The 23341-nt window shown below is 67.7% G+C and carries 21 protein-coding genes, 2 tRNA genes and 1 riboswitch; of the genes, 10 read left to right on the top strand and 13 right to left on the bottom strand.

Going from position 1 to position 23341, the window contains the following annotated elements; all coding sequences use genetic code 11:
• Nucleotides 1–2: 2 nt before the first annotated feature.
• Nucleotides 3–968, bottom strand: coding sequence for an MBL fold metallo-hydrolase (locus LRH25_RS11240; RefSeq protein WP_231011169.1), 966 nt, complete (start codon nt 966–968; stop codon nt 3–5).
• A gap of 101 nt (nt 969–1069) precedes the next feature.
• On the opposite strand from LRH25_RS11240, the gene LRH25_RS11235 reads away from it, so the two are divergent.
• From LRH25_RS11235 to LRH25_RS11220, 4 genes are all read left to right on the top strand, one after another.
• The gene (locus tag LRH25_RS11235; protein WP_231011168.1) at nt 1070–1861 is read left to right on the top strand and encodes an IclR family transcriptional regulator; all 792 of its coding nucleotides are present in this window, start codon (nt 1070–1072) and stop codon (nt 1859–1861) included.
• Nucleotides 1862–1929: 68 nt separating this feature from the next.
• On the top strand, nt 1930–3645 hold the full coding sequence (locus LRH25_RS11230) for a cation:proton antiporter domain-containing protein (protein ID WP_141288514.1): 1716 nt from the start codon (nt 1930–1932) through the stop codon (nt 3643–3645).
• 84 nt (nt 3646–3729) lie between these two features.
• Entirely contained in the window at nt 3730–3915 is a 186-nt protein-coding gene (locus LRH25_RS11225; protein WP_141288513.1) for a hypothetical protein, read from the top strand.
• Nucleotides 3916–4150: 235 nt separating this feature from the next.
• Complete coding sequence (locus LRH25_RS11220; protein ID WP_141288512.1) at nt 4151–5104, top strand: Bug family tripartite tricarboxylate transporter substrate binding protein; 954 nt, start codon at nt 4151–4153, stop codon at nt 5102–5104.
• A 69-nt stretch (nt 5105–5173) separates the two neighbouring features.
• On the opposite strand, the gene LRH25_RS11215 is transcribed toward LRH25_RS11220, so the two are convergent.
• The 8 genes from LRH25_RS11215 to LRH25_RS11180 form a co-directional block, all read right to left on the bottom strand.
• Nucleotides 5174–5249 (bottom strand) — tRNA-Asn (locus LRH25_RS11215).
• A 106-nt stretch (nt 5250–5355) separates the two neighbouring features.
• Nucleotides 5356–5431: transfer RNA gene (locus tag LRH25_RS11210), tRNA-Asn, on the bottom strand.
• A gap of 114 nt (nt 5432–5545) precedes the next feature.
• Nucleotides 5546–7696, bottom strand: a complete 2151-nt coding sequence (locus tag LRH25_RS11205; RefSeq protein WP_141288511.1) for a TonB-dependent siderophore receptor — start codon at nt 7694–7696, stop codon at nt 5546–5548.
• Between the two features lie 60 nt (nt 7697–7756).
• A riboswitch (TPP riboswitch) is annotated at nt 7757–7863 on the bottom strand.
• A gap of 135 nt (nt 7864–7998) precedes the next feature.
• Nucleotides 7999–8322 carry a ferredoxin FdxA gene (gene fdxA, locus LRH25_RS11200; RefSeq protein ID WP_141288510.1) on the bottom strand — a complete coding sequence of 108 codons (324 nt, stop codon included), beginning with the start codon at nt 8320–8322 and terminating at the stop codon, nt 7999–8001.
• A gap of 123 nt (nt 8323–8445) precedes the next feature.
• Complete coding sequence (cobA, locus tag LRH25_RS11195; RefSeq protein WP_231011167.1) at nt 8446–9234, bottom strand: uroporphyrinogen-III C-methyltransferase; 789 nt, start codon at nt 9232–9234, stop codon at nt 8446–8448.
• A gap of 8 nt (nt 9235–9242) precedes the next feature.
• Complete coding sequence (locus LRH25_RS11190; protein ID WP_141291992.1) at nt 9243–10055, bottom strand: phosphoadenylyl-sulfate reductase; 813 nt, start codon at nt 10053–10055, stop codon at nt 9243–9245.
• A complete protein-coding gene (locus tag LRH25_RS11185; protein ID WP_231011166.1) occupies nt 10052–10531 on the bottom strand; it encodes a DUF934 domain-containing protein in 480 nt (159 codons plus the stop codon). The genes LRH25_RS11190 and LRH25_RS11185 overlap by 4 nt, the downstream gene beginning before the upstream one ends.
• A gap of 21 nt (nt 10532–10552) precedes the next feature.
• Complete coding sequence (locus tag LRH25_RS11180; protein ID WP_141288707.1) at nt 10553–12283, bottom strand: nitrite/sulfite reductase; 1731 nt, start codon at nt 12281–12283, stop codon at nt 10553–10555.
• Nucleotides 12284–12457: 174 nt separating this feature from the next.
• On the opposite strand from LRH25_RS11180, the gene LRH25_RS11175 reads away from it, so the two are divergent.
• Complete coding sequence (locus tag LRH25_RS11175; RefSeq protein WP_141288709.1) at nt 12458–13384, top strand: patatin-like phospholipase family protein; 927 nt, start codon at nt 12458–12460, stop codon at nt 13382–13384.
• Between the two features lie 250 nt (nt 13385–13634).
• Here the strand turns inward: LRH25_RS11175 and LRH25_RS11170 are convergent, their stop codons facing one another.
• A complete protein-coding gene (locus tag LRH25_RS11170) occupies nt 13635–14198 on the bottom strand; it encodes a phasin family protein (protein WP_141288716.1) in 564 nt (187 codons plus the stop codon).
• 235 nt (nt 14199–14433) lie between these two features.
• On the opposite strand from LRH25_RS11170, the gene LRH25_RS11165 reads away from it, so the two are divergent.
• From LRH25_RS11165 to LRH25_RS11145, 5 genes are read left to right on the top strand one after another with little or no spacing between them, the layout of a single operon-like run.
• Nucleotides 14434–15411, top strand: a complete 978-nt coding sequence (locus LRH25_RS11165) for a histone deacetylase family protein (protein ID WP_141288711.1) — start codon at nt 14434–14436, stop codon at nt 15409–15411.
• Nucleotides 15411–15857 carry an acyl-CoA thioesterase gene (locus tag LRH25_RS11160; RefSeq protein WP_141288713.1) on the top strand — a complete coding sequence of 149 codons (447 nt, stop codon included), beginning with the start codon at nt 15411–15413 and terminating at the stop codon, nt 15855–15857. The genes LRH25_RS11165 and LRH25_RS11160 overlap by 1 nt, the downstream gene beginning before the upstream one ends.
• A 25-nt stretch (nt 15858–15882) precedes the next feature.
• Complete coding sequence (locus tag LRH25_RS11155; protein WP_141288714.1) at nt 15883–16881, top strand: 2-hydroxyacid dehydrogenase; 999 nt, start codon at nt 15883–15885, stop codon at nt 16879–16881.
• Between the two features lie 46 nt (nt 16882–16927).
• Nucleotides 16928–18304, top strand: coding sequence for a DNA recombination protein RmuC (locus LRH25_RS11150; protein ID WP_231011165.1), 1377 nt, complete (start codon nt 16928–16930; stop codon nt 18302–18304).
• A complete protein-coding gene (locus LRH25_RS11145; RefSeq protein WP_231011164.1) occupies nt 18301–19485 on the top strand; it encodes an MFS transporter in 1185 nt (394 codons plus the stop codon). The genes LRH25_RS11150 and LRH25_RS11145 overlap by 4 nt, the downstream gene beginning before the upstream one ends.
• 12 nt (nt 19486–19497) lie before the next feature.
• Here the strand turns inward: LRH25_RS11145 and LRH25_RS11140 are convergent, their stop codons facing one another.
• From LRH25_RS11140 to folD, 3 genes are all read right to left on the bottom strand, one after another.
• Entirely contained in the window at nt 19498–20115 is a 618-nt protein-coding gene (locus LRH25_RS11140; protein ID WP_231011163.1) for a DUF4124 domain-containing protein, read from the bottom strand.
• Between the two features lie 181 nt (nt 20116–20296).
• On the bottom strand, nt 20297–22321 hold the full coding sequence (locus LRH25_RS11135; RefSeq protein ID WP_141287584.1) for a M3 family metallopeptidase: 2025 nt from the start codon (nt 22319–22321) through the stop codon (nt 20297–20299).
• 44 nt (nt 22322–22365) lie between these two features.
• Nucleotides 22366–23229: a bifunctional methylenetetrahydrofolate dehydrogenase/methenyltetrahydrofolate cyclohydrolase FolD gene (folD, locus tag LRH25_RS11130; RefSeq protein WP_141287583.1), complete on the bottom strand. Its 864-nt coding sequence runs from the start codon at nt 23227–23229 to the stop codon at nt 22366–22368.
• Between the last annotated feature and the right edge of the window lie 112 nt (nt 23230–23341).

Genomic DNA, 23341 nt, shown 5'->3' with positions numbered 1-23341 from the left:
GCTCAGCCCTCCAGCGTTTCCCACATCTGGCGGTCACGCTCGGCCGTCCACACCCGAGGGTCGACGTATTGGGTGGCTTCGTCGTAGCAGCGTGTCACGTCGAAGGGCATGCAGTGGTCGAAGATGACCCAGTGGCCGTACTTGGGCTTGAGCTGGGCGTAGACCGACTTGTAGACCGCGTTCAGGTCCTGTCCGGCCGCCACGCCGGCTTGCACCGCGGCGTACACGTCCGACACGAAGCCGCGCGTGCCGGCCAGGCCGGCGGCGACCTGTTCGGGCGTGGTCAGCGCGGCGCCGCGGCCGGGCACCAGCGCAAGCGGCTGCAGCGCGGCGATGTTGTCCAGCGTCTGCGGCCAGTCCTTGAAGTAGGCGTCGCCGGCATACGGCGTGGCGTCGAACTCGACCAGGTCGCCGCTGAACAGGATCTTCTGCTCGGGCAGCCAAGCCACGGTGTCGCCCTTGGTGTGGCCGCGGCCGAGCTGGATCAGTTGCACCTCCAGCTTGCCCAGCCAGACCGACATGCGGCCGGTGAAGGTCATGGTGGGCCAGGTCATGCCGTCCGGCACCGACTCCACCGCCTGGAACAGCCGCGGGAAGCGGCCAATCTCGCTGGCCTTGTCGGCTTCGCCGCGCTCGACGATCAGGTCGTAGGTGTCGCGGCTGGCAATGATGTGCTGCGGCTGGTAGGCGCTGGCGCCCAGCACGCGCACCGCGTGGTAATGGCTCAGCACCACGTACTTGATGGGCTTGTCGGTCACCTCGCGGATGCGGCGGATCACGTCCTGCGCCATCACCGGCGTGGCCTGGGTGTCGATCACCATCACCGCGTCGTCGCCAATGATGATGCCGGTGTTTGGGTCGCCTTCGGCGGTGTAGGCATAGGCGTTGGCCGACAGCCGCGTGAACGAGACTTTCTTCTCCTCCAGATCGGCTTGCGAGGCAAATGCCTTGGTGGGTTCTTTGCTCATGACGAATCGATTAGGCAATGTGAAAGTGTGTTGATCTTGGTCAATTCGTTTGATAATGTCAAAACAATTCGTTTAGGTATAACTACCAATGTGTGGTGACGATGAGCGTTGAAGACGAGGGCGGCGGCTCGCGCGGCATCCAGAGCATCGAGGTCGGTGGGCGGCTGCTGCGGGCGCTGGTGCACCTGGGCCGGCCGGCGCCGCTGAAGGAACTGGCCGGCGAAGCCGACATGGCGCCGGCCAAGGCGCATCCCTACCTGGTCAGCTTCGGCAAGCTGGGCCTGATCGCCCAGGACCCGGCCACCGGGCAGTACGGCCTGGGGCCGCTGGCGCTGCAGATGGGCTTGATCAGCCTGCAGCAGGTGGACCCGATCCGCCTGGCTTCGGCCGAACTGCCGGCGCTGGCGCGGCAGATCGGCCAGACCGTGGGCATCGCGATCTGGGGCAACCGCGGACCGACCTTCGTGCGGCTGGAGGAGGGGCCGACGGCGGTGCACGTCAACATGCGGCATGGCACGGTGGTGTCGGTGCGCGGCACGGCCTCGGGCCGGCTGTTCGCCGCCTTCGCGCCGCGCGAGCAGGTGCTGCAGGCCTTGCGCGACGAAGCGGCCCATGCGCCGGCCGGCGCGAAGCCGCCGAAGGGCATCGACGCCAGCTTCGAGGCCGAGCTGGCGCAGGTCCGCGCGCAGCGCTTCGCCAGCGTCGACGGCGGTACGGTGCAGGGCATCTCGGCGCTGGCTGCGCCGGTGTTCGATGGCTTTGGCGCGATGGTGCTGGCGCTGACCGCCATTGGCCCGCGCGCCTCGCTGGACCCGTCGCCCGAAGGTGCCGCTGCGCAGCTGTTGCGGGCCAGCGCGGCGGCCTTGTCCCGCCGACTGGGCGCGCGCAGCTGAGGCTATTCTTGTCGCAGCGTCCGGCCATCGCCTGGAGAAACGGAAGCGTCTGGTAAGGTCAACCAGACATGGAACACAGCACCTCTCTGATCACCACGATTGCCGCCGGTTTTGGCGTTGCCCTGGTCCTTGGCTTCATCGCGGAGCGCTTGAAGCTGCCCGCGCTGGTCGGCTACCTGATGGCCGGCATCCTGATCGGCCCGGCCACGCCGGGGTATGTAGCCGACGTGCACATCGCGTCGCAGCTGTCGGAAATTGGCGTGATGCTGTTGATGTTCGGCGTGGGCCTGCATTTTTCGCTGCAGGACCTGCTGGCCGTGAAGCGCGTGGCGGTGCCCGGCGCCATCGTGCAAATGACGTTTGCGACGCTGCTGGGCATGCTGCTGGCCCACTGGTGGGGCTGGACATGGGGGCAGGGCCTGGTGTTTGGCCTGTCGCTGTCCTGCGCCAGCACGGTGGTGCTGCTGAAGGCGCTGGAGGCGCGCAACACGCTCGAGTCCATGAACGGCCGCATCGCGGTCGGCTGGCTGGTGGTGGAAGACCTGGCCACGGTGCTGGTGCTGGTGCTGCTGCCGCCACTGGCGGGGGTGCTGGGCGGCACCGTGCCCGAAGCCGAAGCTGGCCAGCCTCTTTGGTGGGCCATTGGCCAGACCCTGCTGCTGGTCACGGCCTTCATCGTGCTGATGCTGGTGGTGGGCCGGCGCGTGTTGCCCTGGTTGCTGTGGCAGGTTTCGCGCACCGGCTCGCGCGAGCTGTTCACGCTGGCGGTGGTGGCGGTGGCCATCGGCATTGCCTACGGCGCTGCGGTGCTGTTCAAGGTCTCGTTTGCGCTGGGCGCGTTTTTCGCCGGCATGGTGATGCGCGAGTCGGAGTTCAGCCACCGGGCGGCCGAAGAGTCACTGCCGCTGCGCGATGCGTTTTCGGTGCTGTTCTTCGTCTCGGTCGGCATGCTGTTCGAACCGGCCATCCTGGTCGAGCAGCCGGGGCATGTGCTGGCGGTGGTGGCCGTCATCATCCTGGGCAAGGCGCTTGCCGCTGCGGCACTGGTGATCCTGTTCCGCTACCCGCTGAACACCGCGCTGACGGTGGCCGCCAGCCTGGCGCAGATAGGAGAGTTCTCGTTCATCCTGGCGGGACTGGGCGTGGCGCTGGGCCTGTTGCCGGCCGCAGGCATGAGCCTGGTGCTGGCCGGCGCGCTGATCTCCATCGCGCTGAACCCGCTGCTGTTCGCCGCGCTGGAACCGTTTCGCCGCTGGGTGTTGGCGCGCTCGACGCTGGCGCAGCGGCTGGAGCAGCGCGAAGACCCGTACGCCGAACTGCCTACCAGCACCGAGCGCCGCTACCTGGAAGGTCAGGTCGTGATCGTCGGCTACGGCCGCGTGGGCAAGCGCATTGCGCAGGGGCTGGACGCACGCGGCATCCCCTACGTCGTCGCCGAGCAGAACCGCGAGCGCGTGGAAGACCTGCGCAAGCGCGGTGTGGCCGCAGTTTCTGGCAATGCAGCCGATCCTGCCGTGCTGATCCAGGCCCACATTGCCAATGCTGCGATGCTGGTGATCGCCACGCCGGACGCCTTGAACGTGCGCCAGATGGCCGAGGCCGCCCGCGCGCTGAACCCGCAGATCGAGGTGGTGCTGCGCACCCACAGCGAAGACGAGTCCGAACTGCTGCGGCGCGACAAGATCGGCGCGGTTTTCTATGGTGAGGAGGAACTGGCGCGCGGCATGCTGAGCCACGTGCTGGACCGCTTCGACCGCGACACGCCGGCACCGATGACAGCTTGACGACAGGTTGATTCGTCAACGTGCCAGAAACACGTGGCGTTGAACCGGCACCATCCACTTGATTGACCTCGCGGTCAAACTGCCATGAACAAGCTCGCTGCTGCCCTGATCGCCACCGTGTTTGCTGCCGGTGCCTTCGCCACCGAAACGCCCGCCAAGCCGGAGGCATCGGCCGCTGCTGCATCGGCTCCGGCCAAGGCTTCGCACAAGAAGCACTCGAAGAAGAAGGCCGACGCGGCCGCTGCTGCTGCTCCCGCAGCCAGCAAGTGAGCGGACGGCGCCTGGCGCGCCTTCAGCCCACGTCTCTCGCTTGATCGATAGATGAAACAGGCCCCATGTGGGCCTGTTTTTTTCAGGTGCCTGTTTCGGCTGGTTGAAGTGTGCGCCCCGGCGCTTCATGCCTGGCGCGCGACAGTCTCTCTTGGGCGCGCCAAAGCCGGGCTAACCCGATTGGCAGGGTTTGAAAACGCTGCGATTCTCAAATGGTCTGACTATTTGGGACCACATGAACCGCCGCATCGCCTTTTGCCTCGCCCTGCTTGCCGCCTGTGGCGCCGGTCCTGCCTTGGCTGTCGACTACCCCAATCACCCGGTGGAGCTGGTCGTTCCCTACAACCCCGGCGGCGGGACCGACGCACTGGCGCGTGCCTTTGCCGAGGCTGCGCGCAGGCACTTTCCGCAACCCATCGTGGTCTACAACAGGCCCGGTGCGAGCGGCGTGATCGGCTGGCAGGAGGTGCTCAACAGCAAACCGGATGGCTACAAGCTGGCCTTGATGACGGTGGAACTCACCACGCTGCCGCACCTGGGACTGCAGAAGTTCAGCCACGAGGAGTTCACGCCCATCGCCCGCATGAACGCCGACCCGGCCGCCATCACGGTGAAGGCCGATGCGCCGTGGAACACCATCGAGGAGTTCATCGCCGCCGCCAAGAAGCCGGGCACCGAGTTGCAGGTCGGCAACTCGGGCAACGGCTCGATCTGGCACCTGGCGGCCGCGGCGCTGGAAGACCGCATTGGTGCGAAGTTCAGCCACATTCCCTACCAGGGCGCCAACCCGGCGGTGCTGAGCCTGCTGGGCGGCCACATCGACGCCGTGTCGGTCAGCCCGGCGGAGGTGGCGACCTATGTGGCGGCAGGCAAGTTGAGGATGCTTGCGGTCATGGCCGATCAGCGCCAGAAGGGGTTTGAGAAGGTGCCGACCCTGAAGGAGCGTGGCATTGACGTGGCCGTGGGCACCTGGCGTGGCCTGGGGCTGCCGAAGAACACGCCGAAGGAGGTGGTGGAGATCCTGAAGGTGGCGACGCAAAAGACCATGCAGGAACCGGCCATGCGCGAAGCGATGGAGAAGCTGTCCCTTGGCTACGCCTACGGAGACGACGAAACCTTCCGTGCGGTGATGGCGCGTGACAACGAGACCTTCAAGGCCCTCATTCCCAAGCTTGGCTTGAAGAACTGACCTGAAAAGGCGCTGACGAAGCCACGAAAAAAAGAGCCAGCAGACATTCATCTGCTGGCTCTCATGATTTGGCTCCTCGACCTGGGCTCGAACCAGGGACCTACGGATTAACAGTCCGGCGCTCTACCGACTGAGCTATCGAGGAATTGTCCAAGCAAGTGAATTACTTGACTGGCAGTTCGTCAGTCCCGGAAATCCCGAGACCTTGGTATGTCGACCAAGGCATGCGGTGGCACCTTGGCGTCTTGATCTGGCTCCCCGACCTGGGCTCGAACCAGGGACCTACGGATTAACAGTCCGGCGCTCTACCAACTGAGCTATCGGGGAAGTGAAGCCTCAGATTATAGGCAGAAATTAAAGGGTTTCACAAGAAAACGCCGGGCCGCCCCAAGTTTTCTTCTCCCCCTCGGGGGGCCTGACGCGAAGCGGCAGGTCTGGGGCTCACAGAAACGCTTGAAAAGACGCGCGAAAAGTTCTGGGCGCCACCGGATACAGGTAGACATGGCCATATTGGTACGGACTTTCCTGCCAGGCGCGCTGGTCGAACAGGTTGTCCACGCCCACGCGAAGCACGGTGTCATGGCCGGCAATGCGGGTCTGGTAGCGGCTGGCGAGCGACCAGGTGGTCCAGCCAGGAATGGCGACCGAGTTGTCCGGCAGCACGTAGCGTGAGCCTTCATGTGAAGCGGTGAGGACAAGCGACAAGCCGGGCACTTGCGGCGGTGCGTAAATGGCAGTGGCACGCAGCGAGCGCTGGGCCACGTTCTCCGGCACCAGGCCGTTCTGGGCCGCATCGGCCGCGCCTTCGCGCCGGGCGCGCAGTGCCATTGCGCTGCCGCGCAGGGTCAGCGGGCCGCCGTGCCAGTCCACGCTGGCTTCCAGGCCGCGGTGGCGCGCGTCGCCAGCGCTCACCCGGGTGCAACTGCCATCGTCCGAGCAGCTGCCCAGGTCGCTGCTGACCGGGCGGTGGATGTCGAAGGCGGTCAGGCTGGCGTCCAGTTCGCGGTCTTGGAACTTGACGCCCACTTCGGTCTGGCGGCTCTTCAACGCAGGCAGCGGCTGGCCGGCATTGCTGTAGACCGGGCGGTTCGGTGCCACGTCGCTCTCGATGCCCTGGCCCCAGCTGGCGTAGCCCATCAGCGTGGGCGTGAACTGCTGCGTCAGCGCCAGCCATGGCGTCGTGAAGCTCTGGTCGTAACTGACAGGCTCGCTGCCGTCGGTGGCCACGCTGCCGCGCGACAGCCGAGTGTGGCGCAGGCCCAGCCAGAGGCGGGTGGCCTGGCTCAGGTCGAGCACGTCACGCAGGTGCAGTTCGACGCTGCGCTCGTCGCGGTTGGTGTTGGTGTACAGCGCCTCGGGGCTGGCCGGCACCTCGGTCTTGCCGTCCACCGTGCCGGTGCCGGCGAGGTTGTAGGTCTGCGGGCCGAAGCGGGCGGTGAGCTTGCTCCAGGTCAGGCCGGTGGAGAGCTGGTGGGTCAGCGGACCGGTGGCAAGCTTGCCTTCCAGCGTCAGCGCGGCGGTGCGGGTGTCGCGGTGCTCGTTTTCGCTGCGGAAGTCCCACAGCGACACATGGCCGTCGGCGCTGTAGCGGTCGCACGGCGCGCAGTCGTAGGTGACAGGGTCGAACAGGCCAACCGGGAAGGCCGCGCGGTCGTCCGTCTGCAGCCGCTGCAGCATGGCCTGCGCGCTGAGCTGCCACTGCGCGCTCAGCGCCTGGGTCCAGCGCAGGCTGGCGGTCTGGCCGTCGAACACCACTGGCAGCGACCAGGGCTGGTTGTTCAGGTTCAGCCGCGGGTCCACGGTCGAGGCCTTGGGCAAAGTGTCGCCCAGCATGCTGTAGCCCGGCACGCTGGGTTGCGACTGGTGGCTGAACTCGACCTCGGCCTCCAGCTTGCCGCCGCTGCCCAGGCTCAGCATGCCGGCCGCGGCCAGCAGGTGGCGGTGACCTTCGGTGTCGTGCTGCAGCGGGTCCAGCTTCTCGACCGAGGCGTTGATGCGCAGGCCGGCCTGGCCGTCCAGCAGTTGCTGGTCGATGTCGGCGGCTGCCTTCAGGCTGCCGGACTCGGTCCAGCCCAGCAGCACGCTCTTCTGGTCCCCGCGAGGGCGCTTGACGACGAAGTTGACCAGGCCCGCAGGCGAACTGATGCCGGCCTGCGCGCCGCTGGTGCCCTTGAGCACCTCGATGCTTTCCTTGTTGTCCATCAGCGGCGCGGTCTCGGCATTGATGGGCAGACCGTCGCGCCGGTAGTTGTGGCGGTTGTCCAGCTCGTAGCCGCGCACCCGCATCGAGGCCCAGTAGCCGGGCGCGTTGTAGGCGTCGCCAATGCTGGCGTCCAGCTTGGTGATCTCACCCAGCGAGTCGATGCCACTGTCCAGCAGCAGGCCGGTGTTCAACACGCTGGCCTGGAACGGCGAGCGCGCCAATGGCGTGTCGCCAAAGCCGGCGATGGTGGCGGGCAGGGCGCTGCTGCGGCCCGTCACGGTGACGACCTCGGTCGGCGTGGTTTGTGCGTGGGCGCCGGCGGTCAATGCCAGCAGCGCGGCAGCCGCGAGCGGCAGGCGAAGAAAAGAAGAAGAAAGGCGGCGGGCCATCGGTGACTTCCAGTCGATGGCGCAAGGGCAATGCAGTGAATGGCGGCCGAGGACCGGCACGCGCTCTCAACATGGCTTCCCTGCGCGAGGATTACCTCAATCAGGTTCAAAGGGACTGTCTCAGTCGGCCCCGTCCGGTGGACGGGCCAACACCCCTAGCGGATGCGCTGCAGTCGTGAGAGAGACGGCAGCGCGGGCGGATTATCGCCCTTAACCAGCGCGCAACACGGTGGCGGACCGGCCGGCGCAAAAAGCCCACAAAAAAGCCCGCACGCGGCGGGCTGTTCGGGTGAGCGCGGCGCTCAGCGCTTGAGCTCGCCCAGCTTGCCGGTCTTGTCCTTCCACTCGTCGGCATCCGGCAGCGCGGGCTTGCGCTTGGTGATGCTGGGCCAGAGCTTGGCGAGTTCGGCGTTCAGCGCGATGTATTGCTGCTGGTCGCCGGGCACGTCTTCCTCGGGCAGGATGGCGTTCACAGGGCACTCGGGGATGCAGACCGCGCAGTCAATGCACTCGTCCGGATCGATGGTGAGGAAGTTCGGGCCTTCGCGGAAGCAGTCGACGGGGCAGACGTCGACGCAGTCGGTGTACTTGCAGCGGATGCAGGCTTCGGTGACGACGTGGGTCATGGGGCGGAATCGTTTGTATGAGAAAAGGGGGCGCCCCGTCTGCAGGAACGCACGCGTGGCTTGCTGCGCGGCGGCTGGCGACCGAAGTCGACCGCGCCGGCAGCGGCTGGCGAAAAGCGAATTTTACGGTGGGAAGGCGGCGCTTGCTGGATGGCCTTCAACTGCTGTCGCAGTCGGCGCAGCCAACAGGCGACAGACCGGTGCCGCGCCGACGCCCACGGTGACCACAGCCGGCCGGCCGGCATGCATCACGCAGGCGGCTGGCAAGGTGCTCACGCAATGGTCGGACATCAGCTGGTCCGGCCAGCCTGCGCGAGAGACCACGTTGACCGGCGTGTCGCCTGCCCAGCCGGCGTCCTGCAGCCGGCGGGAGAGGTCGGCCAGCTGGCGGCCGGCCATGTAGAAGACTTCGGTGTCGGCGCGCTGGCTGGCACGCAACTCCAACTCTGCCGTCATCGCGGTGCTCAGCGCCAGGCTGCGGCCCTGGCCGCGGCGGGTCAGCGGACGCTGCGTGGCGGCAGCCGCTGCCAACGCCGCGGTCACGCCGGGAATGACTTCGCTGGCAATGCCGGCCTCGGCCAGCGCCTGCAGTTCTTCTTCCAGACGCCCAAAGATGGACGGATCGCCACCCTTGAGCCGGGCGACGACGGCGCCGCTCGCGGCGTGCTGCACCAGCAAGGCGTTGATGCGCGCCTGGGCGGTGGCGGCGGTGAAGCCGCGCTTGCCCACGTCCAGCCACAGGGCTTGTGGCGCGAAGTCGCGCAGCGACGGGTCGGTCAAGGCGTCGAACAGCACGACCTGCGCCTGGCCCAGCGCCCGGGCACCGCGCAGCGTGATCAGGTCAGCCGAACCAGGGCCGGCACCGATGAAGATGACGCGGCCTGGTGTTGCGGGGTTGGCAGGCAGGGACATGCGCGGGTTCAGGCTTCGGCCGTCTCGGCTTCAGGTCGAACGTGCAGGCCGCATTCCTTGGCCTTCTCGTCTTCCCACCACCAGCGGCCAGCGCGGAATTCCTCGCCTACGGCGATGGCGCGGGTGCAGGGCGCGCAGCCGATGCTGGGCATGAACTGGTCGTGCAGCGCGTTGTACGGCACGTTGTTCTGCTCGATGTAGTGCCAGATGTCGGCCCAGGTCCAGTCGACCAGCGGGTTGTACTTGGTGCGGCCGTTGGCCTCGACTTCGCTGGCGGGCATCTCGCCACGGTTTTGCGACTGCTCGCGGCGCAGGCCGGTGACCCAGGCGCTGCGGCCTTCCAGCATGCGGCCCAGCGGCTCCAGCTTGCGAACAAAGCAGCAGCCCTTGCGCAGCTCCAGGCTTTCGTACATGGCCTTTTCGCCGTTCTTGCGCACGAACTGCACCACCGCTTCGTTGCGCGGCTCGTAGACCTCGACCGGCAGCTGATAGCGCTGCTCGATCTGCGGAATCAGCGCCAGCGTCTGGGCGTGCAGCGCGCCGGTCTGCAGCGTGCCGATGGCAATGGGCAGCTTGTGGCGGGCGATCAGGTCGGTCAGCACCATGTCTTCGGCGCCCAGGCTGTTGGCCAGCACGACGCTGCCGGGGTGCTGCTCGGCGGCTTCGCGCAGCCAGGCGACCGTGGCCGCCACGCGCGCTTCGAAGCCGGCCGTGTGGCGTGCATACAGCGCAATCGCGCTGGACGCGGCGCTGGCCCAGGGCAGGGCGGAGGTTTCTCCGGCGTCGGGCGCGGGCAGGACGGAGATGTTGTCGGCGCTCATGCAGCAAGCCTTGCAAACAGCGGGCGGGTCTGCGAGACATCACCCTGGTAGTTCTCGGTGACCAGCGTCAGCGCGCGGCGGGCGCTTTCTTCGCGCTGGTCGGCGCGCAGCTGCACGGCGTCCACGCCGGTGCGCTGCAGCAGCGACAGCATGTCGACCAGCACCTCGCCGGTGGCGCGCACTTCGCCCTGGTAGCCCAGGCGGGCGCGCAGCGTGCGAGCCTGGCTGTAGGCGCGGCCGTCGGTCCACTTGGGGAACTGCAGCGCGAGCAGCGCGATGCGCGGCAGGTCGGCGGCCAGCTCTTCCACGTCGAAGGTGTTGGGCAGCGTCACGGCGACTGGCAGCTCGGCCGGCCAGCTGGCGCGCACGGCTTGCCACTGGGCCAGCGTCAGCAGGCGCTGGGGCGCGGCGGCCGGCGCGGTTTCGGCGGCGTCAACTGCCTGCCAGCCGGTGTCTTGGAGGGAAACGAACTTCATGGTGGATGTCCTGTGACCGGCTCAGGCCGCTTCGGTGGCCAGCTCTTGGTCTTGCTGGGGCTTGGCGGTGGCGTGGCGCACGGCATCGGCCGCGGCACGCAGCGGCGGCACGCCAATGCGGCGCACGGTGTCGATGAAGCGTTCGCCGGCTTCGCGCTGGGCGCGGTAGGTGTCGATCAGCGCCTCGATCACGTCCGGCACTTCCTCGGCCGCGAAAGACGGGCCGATGACCTTGCCAGGCACCGAGGCGCCGCTCAGCGTGGAGCCGTCCGAGCCGCCGACCGAGATCTGGTACCACTCGTCGCCGTCCTTGTCGATGCCGAGGATGCCGATGTGGCCGGTGTGGTGGTGGCCGCAGGAGTTCATGCAGCCGCTGATGTGCAGGTCGATGTCGCCCAGGTCGTACAGCGCGTCCAGGTCGTCGAAACGCTCGGTGATGCTGGCGGCGACCGGGATGGAGCGGGCATTGGCCAGCGCGCAGAAGTCGCCGCCGGGGCAGGCGATCATGTCGGTCAACAGGCCGATGTTGGGCGTGGCGAAGCTGGCGTCGCGGGCGGCATGCCACACGGCGAACAGATCTGCCTCGCGCACCCAGGGCAGCACGAGATTCTGGTCATGGCTGACTCGCAGCTCGCTTAAGGAGTAGCGGTCGGCCATCGTGGCGGCCAGTTCCATCTGCTCGGCGGTCACGTCGCCAGGCGCCTGGCCCGGGCGCTTCAGCGACAGGGTGACGGCACGGTAGCCGGAGATGCGGTGGCCGTGCACGTTGCGCTCCAGCCAGCGCAGGAACGCGGTCGGTGCCGGGCCGGTGCGATGCGGGTCGAAGCCGCCCACGGCAGGGTGAACGCCCACCGGGTCCTGGAAGCTCGCGGCGACGCGGGCCAGTTCGGATTCGGGAATGGTGTGTTCGCGGCCAGCCGGGTCGGAGGTCATCAGCTTGTCGAACTCGGCGTTGACCGCGTCGAAATACTTCTGGCCTTCGGCCTTCACCAGGATCTTGATGCGGGCCTTGTAGGCGTTGTCGCGGCGGCCGAAGCGGTTGTAGATCCGCACGATGGCTTCGAGGTAGACGAGGATCTGCTGCCAGGGCAGGAACTCCCGGATCACGCTGCCGATCACCGGCGTGCGGCCCATGCCGCCGCCGACCAGCACCTTGAAGCCGACTTCACCGGCCTCGTTCTTCAGCAACTGGAGACCCACGTCATGCCAGGCGATGGCGGCGCGGTCCTCGGTCGCACCGGACACGGCAATCTTGAACTTGCGCGGCAGGTGGGCGAACTCGGGATGCAGCGTGCTCCATTGGCGCAGGATTTCGCAGTACGGGCGCGGGTCGACCACTTCGTCGGGCGCAATGCCGGCGAACACGTCGCTGGTGATGTTGCGGATGCAGTTGCCCGAGGTCTGGATGCCGTGCATGTCGACTTCGGCCAGCTTGTCCATCACATCGGCTGCCTGCGGCAGCGGAATCCAGTTGTACTGGAGGTTCTGGCGCGTGGTGAAGTGGCCGAAGCCGCGGTCGTGCTCGCGGGCGATGCCGGCCAGTTGGCGCAGCTGGCGGCTGTTCAGCTCGCCATAGGGCACGGCCACGCGCAGCATCGGCGCGTGGCGCTGCACGTACCAGCCGTTCTGCAGCCGCAGTGGCTTGAATTCCTCGCTGCCCAACTCACCGGCCAGGTTGCGTGTCAGCTGATCACGGAACTGGGCGGCGCGTTGGCGGACGAACTGGCGGTCGAAGTCGGTGTAGTTGTACATGGCGATGGCTGGGGGCAGGGAACACCCGATGCCATGCACTGTAGGAAGCCTTCTTATTCTTGAAAAGAACATAAAAGTTGATTGTTTATTTCAAATGAATATGAAGAAATCTTCCAAGCTCATGCGCCACCTAGAATCCGTTGCCACTGGAAGTCTCTGGAGACCTGCTCGTCCATGAATTCGCGTTGTTCCCGTCGCCGTTGCCTGGGTTGGGCTGCTGGCGGTTTGACCGGCCTGCTGGTCGGTTGCCAATCGACCCCGCCTGCGCCGCCTCCGGTGCACGTCGAGTTGCCACCGCCACCGCTGATCCCCAGCGCAGTGCCGAAGCCACCCCGCATTGGCCTGGCGCTGGGCGGCGGCGCGGCGCGGGGGTTTGCCCACATTGGCGTGATCCAGGTGCTGGAAGAGCAGGGCATCAAGCCGGATCTGGTGGTCGGCACTTCGGCCGGCAGCCTGGTCGCGGCGCTGTATGCGTCCGGCAAGTCAGGTGCGGAACTGGCCGCGCTGGCGCAAGGCATGGACGAATCGGCGCTGACGGACTGGGCATTCCCCGGCCGCGGCCTGATTCGCGGTGACGCGCTGGCGCGCTACGTGCGCGCGCAGACTCGCAACCTGAACATCGAGCAGATGAAGGTGCCACTGGGCATCGTGGCCACCGACCTGGACGACGGCGCGGCCGTGCTGTTCCAGCGCGGCGACACCGGGGCGGCAGTTCGCGCCTCCAGCGCTGTGCCGGCGGTGTTCCAGCCGGTCAAGATCGGCACGCGTGAATATGTGGACGGTGGCCTGGTGTCCCCGGTGCCGGTGCGCTTTGCGCGCCAGATGGGGGCCGACCTGGTGATCGCGGTCGACATTTCGTCTCCGCCCGACGGTGCCGCGACCGGCGACGCCTTTCACCTGCTGCTGCAGACCTTCGCCATCATGGGCCGCAGCATCAACCGCTTCGAACTGAAGGACGCCGACATCGTGCTGCGCCCCGGTCTGGTCGGCGTCTCCAGCGCCGATTTCGCGTCCCGCGCCAAGGCCGTGCAGTCCGGCCGCGAAGCGGCGCTGGCGCAGGTGGCGGCGCTGAAGGCGCGCATCACGGCCTTGACGCGCTGACCAGGCCAGAAACAGCAAACCCGGCGCTGCGCAGGGTTCTGCCAAAAGAAAACCCGACCGGGTCAGCGTGACCAGAGTCGGGTTTGAAGGTGCCTAACTGGAGAAGAAGGCACCGAGGAGACAACCTTCCATGGAGCGAGCACCAGCAGGTGGCTGTCTGCGGTGCCCCTCCAGATGGAGCAGCGGACGGCGGGGAAGTTCCCGGCCGTCCGCGTTACAGGGTGAATCTGCTCCCCCTGTGTCTCAAAGCTCAGGCTGCAGTGGCGGCGCGGCGCGGCTTCGGGGCCGACTGGGCAGCCTTGACTGCCGTGTTGGTCATCGCCTGGAAGTTGGCTTCGGCGACATCGGCGGCTTGCTTGGCAGCCTTGTGCACGCTTTCGTAGGCGTTGTTGGCAGCGGCCATGGCCGACTTGACCAGCGCCACGGCGTTTTCCGAACCGGCCGGGGCGTTCTTGACCGCCGTGTCGACCGTGGCCATGAACTTGCCTTGCGCGTCGGACAGTTGGGCTTCGGCGGCGCGGGTCAGCTCGGCATTGGTCGCCGCAGCGATGTCATACAGGTGGCGGCCATAGGCAGCTGCCTTTTCGGCGGCCGGCTGCATCAGGCTGGCTTGCAGCGACAGCAGTTCCTGCGCGTCCTTGACCGACATGGCGGCCTTGGCGGTTTCGGCGACTTCGCTCATCGAAGCCTTGGCCACCTGCAGGTTCAGTTCGACCAGTTTTTCCACGCCTTCGAAGGCCTTGGCGGTCAGTTCGAAGAGGGTTTCCACATTGGCCTTTTGGTTGGCAACCAGTTGTTCAGCAGTCAGCATCAGAGTCTCCATTCAGTGAAGAAAAACAGCGGCGGGTGGATCTTTCGATCCGTGAGGACAGCGCGGACTGTTTTGTGCGCTGCAACATGACTCGAAGTATAGAGGTGCGCGCGGGGATTGCAAGCGTCTTTTGTTGCGCTGCAGCAATTCATGTGAAGATCGCGATGCCGCATGCGGAACTTACCTTCCTTATGGGCCCCAAGCAGCCGAACCGGAAGGGCCACACAATCAAGACTTGATGCAGGCTTTCACGTCCGACCATTTCGTGCTGCCACTGCCGCCGGGGCATCGTTTCCCGATGAGTAAATATGCGCTGCTGCGCGATGCGGTGGCCGAGACCCTGCCGCAGATCCGGCTGCGCGAGGCGCCGCCAGCCACCGAGGGCGAACTGGCGCTGGCGCACGAGCCTGGCTACATCGACGCCGTGCTGCAAGGCTGGCTGAGCCCGGCGCAGCAGCGAGAGATCGGCTTTCCTTGGTCGCAGCGCATGGCCGAGCGCGCCTGCCGCTCGGTCGGCGCCAGCATTGCGGCGGCGCGGGTGGCGCTGAGCGAAGGCGTGGCGGCCAACCTGGCGGGTGGCACGCACCACGCCAGCGCTGCCAAGGGCTCGGGCTATTGCGTGTTCAATGATGTGGCCGTGGCGGCGCGCTTGATGCAGGCCGAATGGCACCGCCATCATCGCAGCCTGCTGCGCGTGCTGGTGATCGACCTGGACGTGCACCAGGGCAACGGCACCGCCGAGATCTTTGCCGACGACCCGACCGTCTTCACCTTCTCGATGCACGGCGCGCGCAACTTTCCGTTCCGCAAGGTGCCCAGCGACCTGGACGTGGACCTGCTGGACGGCTGCGACGACACGGCTTACCTGGCCGCGCTGGCGCGAGGCCTGGACACCGTGTGGCAACGCCTGCAGCACACGCCACCGGGCCTTGTCTTCTACCTGGCCGGCGCCGACCCGCACGAGGGCGACAGGCTGGGCCGGCTCAAGGTCAGCGCGGCTGGCCTGGCGCAGCGCGACCGGTTGGTGCTGGACGCGCTGCGCGAGCGCGGGCTGCCGGTGGCGCTGTCGATGGCCGGCGGTTATGGGCATGACATTGCCGTCACCGTTGCACTGCAGCGGCACACGTTGGCACTGGCCAGCGAGAGCTGGAAGGCGTGGCAGGCCTCGTCCGGCAGGCGACAGCCGCTGGCAGCTGCCGATGGAACAATCGCCTGATGAGCGAAGACACCCGCCCCATGGCCTTGCCCCGCGAAGCCTATCCGCTGTTCCGCAGCATCGGCACCCGCTGGATGGACAACGACGTCTACGGCCACGTCAACAACGTCGTCTATTACAGCTTCTTCGACACCGCCGTGAATGGCTACCTGATCGAAGCCGGCGCGCTGGACATCCATGCCGGCGAGACCATCGGCCTGGTGATCGAGACCCGCTGCAACTACTTCGCGCCGCTGGCCTTTCCGCAAGCCGTCGAGGCCGGGCTGCGCGTGGCGCATGTCGGCCGCTCCAGCGTGCGCTATGAAGTCGGCCTGTTTGGCGCGGGCGACGAGATGAGCGCCGCGGCCGGCCATTTCGTTCACGTCTACGTCGACCGGGCCAATCGTCGCCCGGTGCCTTTGCCGGCTGCCTTGCTGCAGGCCTTGCTGCCGCTGCGGGCTGACTGAGCCCTCTCTCAACCCACCTTCACCGATGCCATCAAGCCTTGTCCGTCCTCGCGTGCTGGTCGCGCGGCCCATCTTCCCGGAAGTCATTGCACGGCTGCGCGAGCACCTGGACGTGATCACGCACGACAGCGAGCAAGCGCTGAGCGCCACCGAACTGCAAGCCAGGCTGCAAGGCTGCGACGGCGTGTTCGTCGCAGCCAGCGAGCCGATCAATGCCGAGCTGCTGGCGGCCTGTCCGCAGCTGAAAGCGGTCTGCAGCATGGCGGTGGGCTACAACAACATCGACGTGCCGGCCTGCACTGCGCGGGGCGTGCTGGTCAGCAACGCGCCCGATGTGCTGACCGAGACGACGGCCGACTTCGGCTTCGCGTTGATGATGGCCACCGCGCGGCGCATCGCCGAGTCCGAGCGTTTCCTGCGCCGCGGCGAATGGACGCACTGGAGCTTCGACCTGATGGCCGGTGCCGACGTGCATGCCGCAACGCTGGGCGTGCTGGGCATGGGCCGCATCGGCCAGGCGATTGCCAGGCGCGGCGCGCTGGGTTTTGGCATGCCGGTGATCTATCACAACCGCAGCCGGCTGCCGGAGGCTGACGAGCAGGCCGTCAAGGCGCGCTGGGTCGACAAGGCCACGCTGCTGCGCGAGGCCGACCACCTGGTCATCGTCGTGCCCTACAGCCCCGCCTCGCACCACATGATTGGCGAGGCCGAGCTGGCGCTGATGAAGCCGGGCGCGACGCTGACCAACATTGCCCGCGGCGGCGTGGTGGACGACGCGGCGCTGGCGCGTGCACTGGCCGAACGGCGCATTGCCGCGGCCGGGCTGGACGTGTTCGAGGGCGAGCCCAAAGTGCTGCCCGCGCTGCTGGACCTGCCCAACGTGGTGCTCACGCCGCACATCGCCAGCGCCAGCATCCCCACCCGCATGGCCATGTGCAATCTGGCGGCCGACAACCTGATTGCCGCGCTGACCGGCGGCAAGCCGCCGACCGCCCTGAACCCCGAGGTACTGGCCAGGACTTGAGGCCTGCGCGGGGCTGGCCGCCTTGGCGAGCGCGACAATGGCAGCAATGACCGTGTTGCCTGCTGCTGCTTCTTCAAGCGTTTCCGTTTCCAGCCTTTCCATCACCAGCGTCGAGGCGGCCTTGCTGGCCCTGCTGGTGCTGAACCTGATCGCCGTGCTGGCCCTCTGGCTGCGACGCGGCGATGGCAGCGCCGCTGCGGTCGAGCGGCTGGAGCGCGAACTGCGCGGCGAGGTGCAGGGCAGCGCCCGCGCCACCCGCACCGAGCTGGCCCAAGGCCTGTCGCACCTGCAGCAAGGCCTGATGACCCAGGCCGGCGACGCGGCCCGCACGCTGGCCCAGGCCCGCGAGGCGCAGGAACTGGCGCTGCGCCGGCTGGCCGAGGCGCTGACGCGCCAGCTGCAAAGCCTGTCCGATGCCAACGAACGCAAGCAGGCCGAGTTGCGTGTGGCCGTCGAGCAGCGCCTGTCCCAGCTGCAGCAGGGCAACGAGCAGAAGCTCGAACAGATGCGCGCCACCGTCGACGAAAAGCTGCACGCCACGCTGGAGCAGCGCCTGGGCGAAAGCTTTCGCCAGGTGGCCGAGCGGCTGGAGCTGGTGCACAAGGGCCTGGGCGAGATGCAGGGGCTGGCCCGCGACGTGGGCTCGCTGCAGCGCGTGCTGAACAACGTGAAGACCCGCGGTGTGTTCGGCGAGCTGCAGCTGGCGGCACTGCTGGAGCAGGTGTTGACGCCGGACCAGTACGCCGCCAATGTAGAAACCGTGCCTGGCAGCGGCGCACGGGTCGAGTTCGCGATCCGCCTGCCCGGCCGGCGCGACGACGGCCAGGCACTGTGGCTGCCGATCGACGCGAAATTCCCCCGTGAAGACTACGAGCGCCTGCTGCTGGCCCAGGAGCAGGCCGACCCGTTGGCAGCCGAAGCCGCAGCGCGCGCGCTGGAGGCCAGGCTGCGGCAGGAGGCGCGCAGCATCCGCGAGAAATACGTGGCAGCCCCGCACACCACCGACTTTGCCTTGCTGTTCCTGCCGACCGAGGGGTTGTACGCCGAAGCGCTGCGCCGACCGGGCCTGGTGGAAGGCTTGCTGCGGGACCATCGCATCACGCTGGTCGGCCCGACCACGCTGCTGGCCACGCTGAGCAGCCTGCAGATGGGCTTTCGCACGCTGGCGCTGGAAAAGCGCAGTGCCGAAGTCTGGGAGGTGCTGGGTGCCGTGAAGACCGAGTTCGGCAAGTTTGGCGAGGTGCTGGCCAAGACCAAGAAGAAGCTGGAGGAAGCCAGTTCCAGCATTGACGCGGCCGAGGTGCGCACCCGCGTGATGGCGCGCAAGCTCAAGGGCGTGGAGCAGATGGGCGAGCCGCAGGCGGCCAAGCTGCTGGGCGCGGTGGCTGCACCACTGGATGAACTGCGGGAGACCGGCGAATGACGGCCGCGGCTTCTGCCCAGGACGCGCTGCAGGACAAGCTGGCGATGCGCCGGGCGCTGCCCGCGGTGATCGGCGCACTGGTCGGTGTGCATGCGTCCATGGCCGCGACCCGCGTGACCGCCAGCCTGTTGCTGCTGCACCTGGGCTACCCGGAATGGATGGTGGGCACGCTGCTGTCGCTGTTCGCGCTGGCGCCACTGCCGCTGTCGCTGTGGGCCGGCCGGCAGGCAGACCGCCACGGCATGCACCGCACGCTGGGCGTTGGCGTGACCATGGGCGCGGGTGGCGCGCTGCTGGCGGCCATTTCCCAGCACCCGGTGGCGCTGGCACTGGCGGCTTTGACGACGGGTGGCGCGGTCGCGGTGGCTGCCGTCGGCATCCAGCGCGAGGCCGGCCGCCTGGCGCACAACGCGCAGGACCTGAAGCGGGTGTTCAGCTGGGTGTCGCTGGGGCCGGCGCTGTCCAACGCGCTGGCGCCGGTGGTCGTCGGCTTGCTGATCGACCATGTGGGCTACCGCAGCGGCTTTGTGTTTGCCGCCGTGCTGCCGTTGCTGTCCTGGGCATTTGCCGGCTGGGTGCCGCGCCAGCCTGCGCCGCCAGCGGGGCCTGCGGCCAAGCAGGCGCCTGCATGGCACCTGCTGAAAAGCCCGCAGCTGCGCGCCTTGCTGCTGGTCAACCTGGCGCTGTCTTCCTGCTGGGACGCGCACAGCTTCGCGATTCCGGTGCTGGGCCATGTGCGGGCAATGAGCGCGTCCAGCATCGGCCTGGTGCTGGGCTCGTTTGCCGCCGCGGCCACGCTGGTTCGCCTCCTGATCTCGCGCTGGGCCGACAAGCTGGACGAGCGGCTGGCGCTGCGTTCGGCCATGGGACTGGCCACGGCAGTGTCGTTCCTCTACGCCTGGCTTCCAGGCACCGGCGGCATGCTGGTCGGCTCGGCGGTGCTGGGCCTGGCGCTGGGTTCGGTTCAGCCGATGGTGCTGGCCATGCTGCACCAGGTGACGCCCCCGGACCGCCATGGCCAGGCGCTGGGGCTGCGCATGCTGGTGACCAACGGCGCCACCGTCTTCATGCCCACGGTGTTCGGCCTGCTGGCCGCCGCCACGCTGCCGGCTGCGCCGATGTGGCTGATGGGCAGCATCGTGCTGCTGGCGCAGTGGCCGGCCCGGCGCGTGGTGCCGTGAACCGGCGCTTCGTCAGAACCGGATGTTGGGCCCGGTGGCAGGGGCCGGGGCTGGCGGCGGCGCAGTGTCCGGCGAGCTGACCGGGGCGGGCGCGGCGGCAGCCGGCGGCGTGGTCAGCGGCGTGGAGGCCGGGCGCTGGTAGTTGGCCGGCAGCTGCGACTCCTGCGGGTAACCGGCAGCGTCCAGATAGCCGTTCCATTCGGCGGTGGACAGGCTGCGCACCTGCTGCGTGCCGATGGTCAGCAAAGGCAGCGCCCGGCTGCCGCTCATGCGCTGCAGCGCCTCGATGTCGGCCGGGGTTTCAACCCGCTTTTCGCTGAACGGAATGCCACGCTGGACCAGCAGGCCACGGCCCGCGTCGCAGGGCTGGCAGCCGCGCGCGGCATACAGCACCACCGGATAACGCGAAGCCGGGCCACGCAAGCCCACTGGCAGGCTGGCTGTGGGCACTGCGCCGGCGCCAGGCGTGGCAATGGCCTGCACCTTGGCCTTGGGGTCGGCGGGCGGCTGGTCGGTGTAGGTCACCTTGCCGTCCGGGCCGACGACCTTGTACTGCGCCTGGGCCAGTGGCGCCAGGCAGAGCAGGGTGGCCAGCGGCAACAGATGGCGAAGCGAAACCTTGAGCATCATGACTGCGGATTCCAAATCTAATGGCGCCAACCTCGTGGCTGCGCCCAACGACAAGGTCTGAGGGTAGCAAAAAGGCCGGTCCGACGTGCCGCGCGGAACCAACACTGGCGGTGACGCCGTGGGCGCAGCAGGCACTTCGGCACGGTCCCCCCGCAGGCATGGGGGACCGCGGCCTGCAAGCTCAGTTGGCCATGCCCTGGTGACGCAGCAAGGCGTCAATCGACGGCTCGCGGCCGCGAAAAGCCTTGAAGCTGTCCAGCGCGGGGCGGCTGCCGCCCATTTCCAGGATCTCGCGGCGGTAGCGGCGACCGGTGTCTGCGTTCAGCACACCTTGCTCCTCGAAGGCGCTCCAGGCGTCGGCCGACAGCACTTCGGCCCACTTGTAGCTGTAGTAGCCGGCCGAGTAACCACCTGCAAAGATGTGCGAGAAAGTGTTCGGTGTGCGGCTGAACTCGGGCGCCTGCATGACCGCGACCTCGGCGCGCACTTCCTGCACGATGGGCAGCACGCGCTGCGCGGCGTCGGCCTCGGTGTGCAGTCGCATGTCGTACAGGCCGAACTCGACCTGGCGCAGCGTCTGCAGCCCGCTCTGGAAGTTCTTCGCGGCCAGCATCTTGTCGTACAGCGCGCGTGGCAGCGGCTCGCCGCTGTCCACATGGGCGCTGAGGTGCTTGATGACTTCCCACTCCCAGCAGAAGTTCTCCATGAACTGGCTGGGCAGCTCGACCGCGTCCCACTCCACGCCGCCAATGCCGGACACGCCCAGGTCCTCGACGCGGGTCAGCAAATGGTGCAGGCCGTGGCCGAACTCGTGGAACAGCGTGATGACATCGTCGTGGTTCAGCAGCGCCGGCTTGTCGCCCACCGGGGCGGCGAAGTTGCAGACCAGGAAGGCCACCGGCGTCTGCAGGCTGCCGGTGTCGGCACGCTTCCAGCGGTCGCGGGCATTGTCCATCCAGGCGCCGGGGCGCTTGCCGGGGCGGGCGTGCGGGTCCAGGTAGAACTCGCCGACCAGCTCCGAGCCTCTTTCAATGCGGTAGAACCTGACGCTCTCGTGCCACACCGGCGCGTCCGCCGGGCGGATGGCCACTTCGAACAGCGTCTCGATGATGCCGAACAGGCCTTGCAGCACCTTGGGCAGCGGCAGGTAGGCCTTGACCTCCTGGTCGCTGAAGGCATAGCGGGCCTCCTTCAGCTTCTCGCTGGCGTAGGCCACGTCCCAGGCCTGCAGGTCGGCCAGGCCCAGCTCGGCCTTGGCAAAGGCGCGCAGGTCGCTCAAGTCCTGCTCGGCGCTGGGGCGGGCGCGCTGCGCCAGGTCGCGCAGGAAGCTCATGACTTCGGCCGGGCTGCGGGCCATCTTGCTGGCCAGCGAGACCTCGGCGTAGTTGGCGTAGCCCAGCAGTGCGGCCTCTTCGGCGCGCAGCGTCAGCAGTTCGCTCATCACCGCGCTGTTGTCGCGGTCGGCCGGGCCGAACTCGCTGGCACGGGTTGCGTAAGCGCGGTAGAGGGTCTCGCGCAGCGCGCGGTTGCTGCCGTACTGCATCACCGGAAAATAGCTCGGGAAGTGCAGCGTGATCTTGTGGCCGTCCTTGCCTTCGGCCTCGGCGGCGCTGCGTGCAGCGGCCACCGCGTCTTCAGGCACGCCGGCCAGCTCTTCTGCGCTGGCGTAGTAGGCGAAGGCGTCGGTCGCGTCGAGCACGTGGTTGGAGAAGGCCTGCGACAGCTCGGCCATGCGGTCCTGGATGGCGGCAAAGCGTGTCTTGGCATCGCCCTGCAGGTCAGCGCCGCCGAGCTTGAAGTCGCGCAGCCAGTGGTTCAGCGCCTGGCGCCGTGCGGGGTTCAGCTGCTCAGCGGCGGGGCTGCTGGCCACGGCCTTGTATTTGGCGTAGAGCCGCTCGTCGCTGCCTTGGCGGGTGAAGAACTCGGTGACCTTGGGCAGGTTTTCGGCATGTGCGGCGCGCAGCTCGGGCGAGTCGGCCACCTGGTTCAGGTGGCCGACGGCACCCCAGGCCCGGCCCAGCCGCTCGGTCGCCACGCCCAGCGTGGCGGACAGCGCGTCGTAGTCGGCCGGCACGTCTGCGCTGACGGCGCGTTCCAGTGCGGTGCTGGCATCGGCCAGCAACTGGTCCATCGCCGGCGTCACGTGTTCAGGCCGGATGGCCTGGAAATCGGTCAGCGTGTCGAACTGCAGCAGCGGATTGGTCATCTTGTGGTTCCCTGGGAATGAATTGGCCGTGCGAACAGGTGGCTTCAGGCGTCGGCCTGCGTGGCTGCGCGCTCGGCGGCTTCCACGGTGTTGACCAGCAGCATCGTGATGGTCATCGGGCCAACGCCGCCGGGCACCGGGGTCAGGTGCGAGGCTACCTCGCTGACCGAGGCGAAGTCCACGTCGCCGCAAAGCTTGCCCTCATCATTGCGGTTGATGCCCACGTCGATGACGACTGCGCCGGGTTTGACCATGTCACCGGTCAGGGTGTTGCGCCGGCCGACCGCGGCCACCACCACATCGGCCTGGCGCGTGTGATAGGCCAGGTCGGGGGTGCCGCTGTGGCAGACGGTGACGGTCGCATTGGCCTGCAGCAGCAGCAGCGCCATTGGCTTGCCGACGGTGTTGCTGCGGCCGATCACGACCGCATGCTTGCCCTTCAGCGACACCCCGGTGGACTCGATCAGCTTCATGCAGCCGTAGGGCGTGCAGGGCCGGAAACCCGGCAGGCCGGCCATCAGCTCACCGGCCGACAGCACCGAATAGCCGTCCACGTCCTTGTGGGTGGCAATCGCCTCGATGACCTTGCCTGAATCGATGTGCTTGGGCAGCGGCATCTGCACCAGGATGCCGTGGATCGCCGGGTCGGCATTCAGCGCGGCAATGCGGGCCAGCAGGGCGGCCTCGCTGAGCGTGGCTTCGTACTTGTCGAAGACGGACAGCAGCCCGCTGTCCTCGCAGGCCTTGACCTTGTTGCGCACATAGACGGCCGAGGCTGGGTCTTCGCCGACCAGGATCACCGCCAGGCCGGGCTGGTGGCCGCGGGCGGTGAGGGCGGCGGCGCGGGTGGTGACTTCGGCGCGGAGTTGCTTGGACAGGGCGTTGCCGTCGATCACTTTGGCGGTCATGCGGGCTGCTTTCGAGGGAGAGGAGGCGGAAAGGATTGGGGGAAGCGATGCGCTTCAGAAGGCACAACGGGGCCCGAAGGCCCCGTTATCTGCAGGCGCCAGGCGCCAAACT

It is taken from the genome of Ideonella azotifigens, from assembly GCF_021043325.1.
GTDB lineage: Bacteria > Pseudomonadota > Gammaproteobacteria > Burkholderiales > Burkholderiaceae_C > Ideonella > Ideonella azotifigens.
Note: the sequence above shows the minus strand (reverse complement) of the source record. Positions and strands in the feature narration are given on the sequence as shown.